Annotated in this window: 2 protein-coding genes and 1 pseudogene; all 3 read left to right on the top strand. The window is 64.1% G+C overall.

The window, feature by feature from the left end:
* Nucleotides 1–123 (top strand): multicopper oxidase domain-containing protein (locus HLA95_RS29475; RefSeq protein WP_222185100.1); only part of this gene is annotated, 123 nt, incomplete at its 5' end.
* 100 nt (nt 124–223) lie between these two features.
* Entirely contained in the window at nt 224–1,231 is a 1,008-nt protein-coding gene (locus HLA95_RS27100) for a hypothetical protein (protein WP_222185097.1), read from the top strand.
* Nucleotides 1,232–1,392: 161 nt separating this feature from the next.
* A pseudogene (locus HLA95_RS27105) lies at nt 1,393–1,985 on the top strand (cytochrome-c peroxidase); the annotation flags it as partial.

Consider the following 1,985-nt stretch of genomic DNA (forward strand, 5'->3'; position numbering starts at 1 on the left):
GACTTCCCGGATCCCGACTACAGCTACGCGTCCAAGCAGGAGCGTGGTCGCTACGTCATGCACTGCCACAATACCATGCATGAAGACCACGCCATGATGGCGACTTGGAACATCGTCCCTTAGCTCAGGCAAGCTCAAGCAATGCCTGAAATAAAATTATCTTCCTGCAAGTTTTTCTTATTATTAATGAAATTCGACCATAATATTGACAGGAGTATTTGTCATGCTTCGTAACCTGATGTTCGGTGCCGCCGCGATCGCCCTGGCGGCTCTGTCCACCCCCGCCAGCGCCCAGCTGGCGGCCGGGGATGTGGAGATCGAAGGGCCCATGTCGCATGTGGAAGTGTTCGCGGCGCCCAAGACCGACTCGACGGTGCTCGGGCCACGGACCTATATCGGCTACATCAACCTCATGGGCGTCACCGTGAAGGTGCTCCAGACCGCCCTGATCCATACGCCCACCAACACGACCACGGCTACGCTGAAGGACTTCGCCCTGACGTCGCCCAAGCTTCCCGGGCGGACCACTGGCGGCTTCATCGGCGGGACCGCGATCATCGTCGGTGAGAGCATCAACGGCCAGGTCTATGCCAGCGACGTGTTCAGCGACCTGTTCGAGCACGTGGTGGTCGGCGAGGCGACCGCACCCGTCATCGTCAACGACCAGGTGAGCCGGGCGACCATCAACGGGATGATCATCCGCCCATCTACCGACAAGCGCATGCCCGCCGGCGCTCCCATCAACGGCCTGGGCCTGAAGATCGATGCGGACGCCATCGATACGGGCACGCTGGTGGCCGCGGAAGGCTATTTCTCCCCCAGCCAGAACACCCTCTACTACCATACCCTCGAGGCAGACAGCGCAAGGCTGCTGAGGCCCGAGGCGACCCAGATCGGGGTTCTGCGCGCCGACTGCCGGGTCCGCGGCGGCGGCCGTGACGAGATCCAGGTGCGTGGCGGTGTCGCCAATCCAGCAGACGGCCTGGTCATCATCAGCATCCCCAGCCCGACGCCGAACAACCCGAATCGCTTCGTTCAGGTCGGCACGGTGCAGGCCGTGCCCGATCCCGCCACGAGCAACCCGGTGCAGGGCCAGTTCGATGCCGACTTCCGGAATCTGACGATTGCGAGCGGGGTCTGCCCGACCCTGGTGCGTGCTCGGGTCAATGGCACGGGTGCCGACGGCTCGATCGTGTCGGCCACGGTCACGGCGGACATGGAAGGCCGCTGAGGCACTACGACCCTGAAAAGGGATGCGGCCGCAACAGCTAAGCGCGCGGCCGCATCCCTTCGGCATGCGATTGGATCCATCCCGTGATCAGGTTCCTTTATTCTCTGCGGGCAGCCGGTCTGCTCGCAGCCATGGCGTCTGGCCTTTTTCCCGCTCCGGTGATGGCACAGGAGGTCGATATCGAGGTGCCGCTCGGCTCCCTGAGCGAGCTGGATCCTCCGGCCCCTCCCGCTGCCAAGTACAACGCGCTGGTCAAGGACAAGAACTGGCTGGTGGCGCTGGGCAAGGCACTCTACTGGGACGCCTCGGTCGGTGCCGATGGCCAGGCCTGCGCAAGCTGCCACTTCCACGCCGGTGCGGACCCGCGCACGGTCAACCAGCTCGATCCGGGCCTGCTGGGCCAGCCGTTCGCTGACGACAAGTTCGGCGGCATTGGCAAGGGAGCAGGCCTCACACGAGGCGGCCTCCTGAATGGCAGCGGCAGGAAGGCGCAGCCGAACTTGCAACTGGAGCCAGCCGACTTCCCGCTGCATCAGCTGGCCGATCCTCGCGACCGCAACTCGACGATTCTGTACGAGACGAACGACGTGGTCGGCTCGCAGGGCTCGTTCGAGGGTACCCCGGTCAGCGTAGCGCGCCAGCTCAAGTTCCGCACCCGCACCCGCGACTTCTGCGCCAAGGGCTCGGACGACATCTTCCACACCATGATCAACGGGACGGCACGCGCCGTGCGCAAGGTGGCGCCGCGCAACAC

It is taken from the genome of Geminicoccus harenae (assembly GCF_019800005.1).
Lineage (GTDB): Bacteria > Pseudomonadota > Alphaproteobacteria > Geminicoccales > Geminicoccaceae > Geminicoccus > Geminicoccus harenae.

What these genes read in the sequence shown, in the direction of transcription:
- HLA95_RS27100 (WP_222185097.1), top strand. Translation starts at nt 224, where the DNA reads ATGCTTCGTAACCTGATGTTCGGTGCCGCCGCGATCGCCCTGGCGGCT.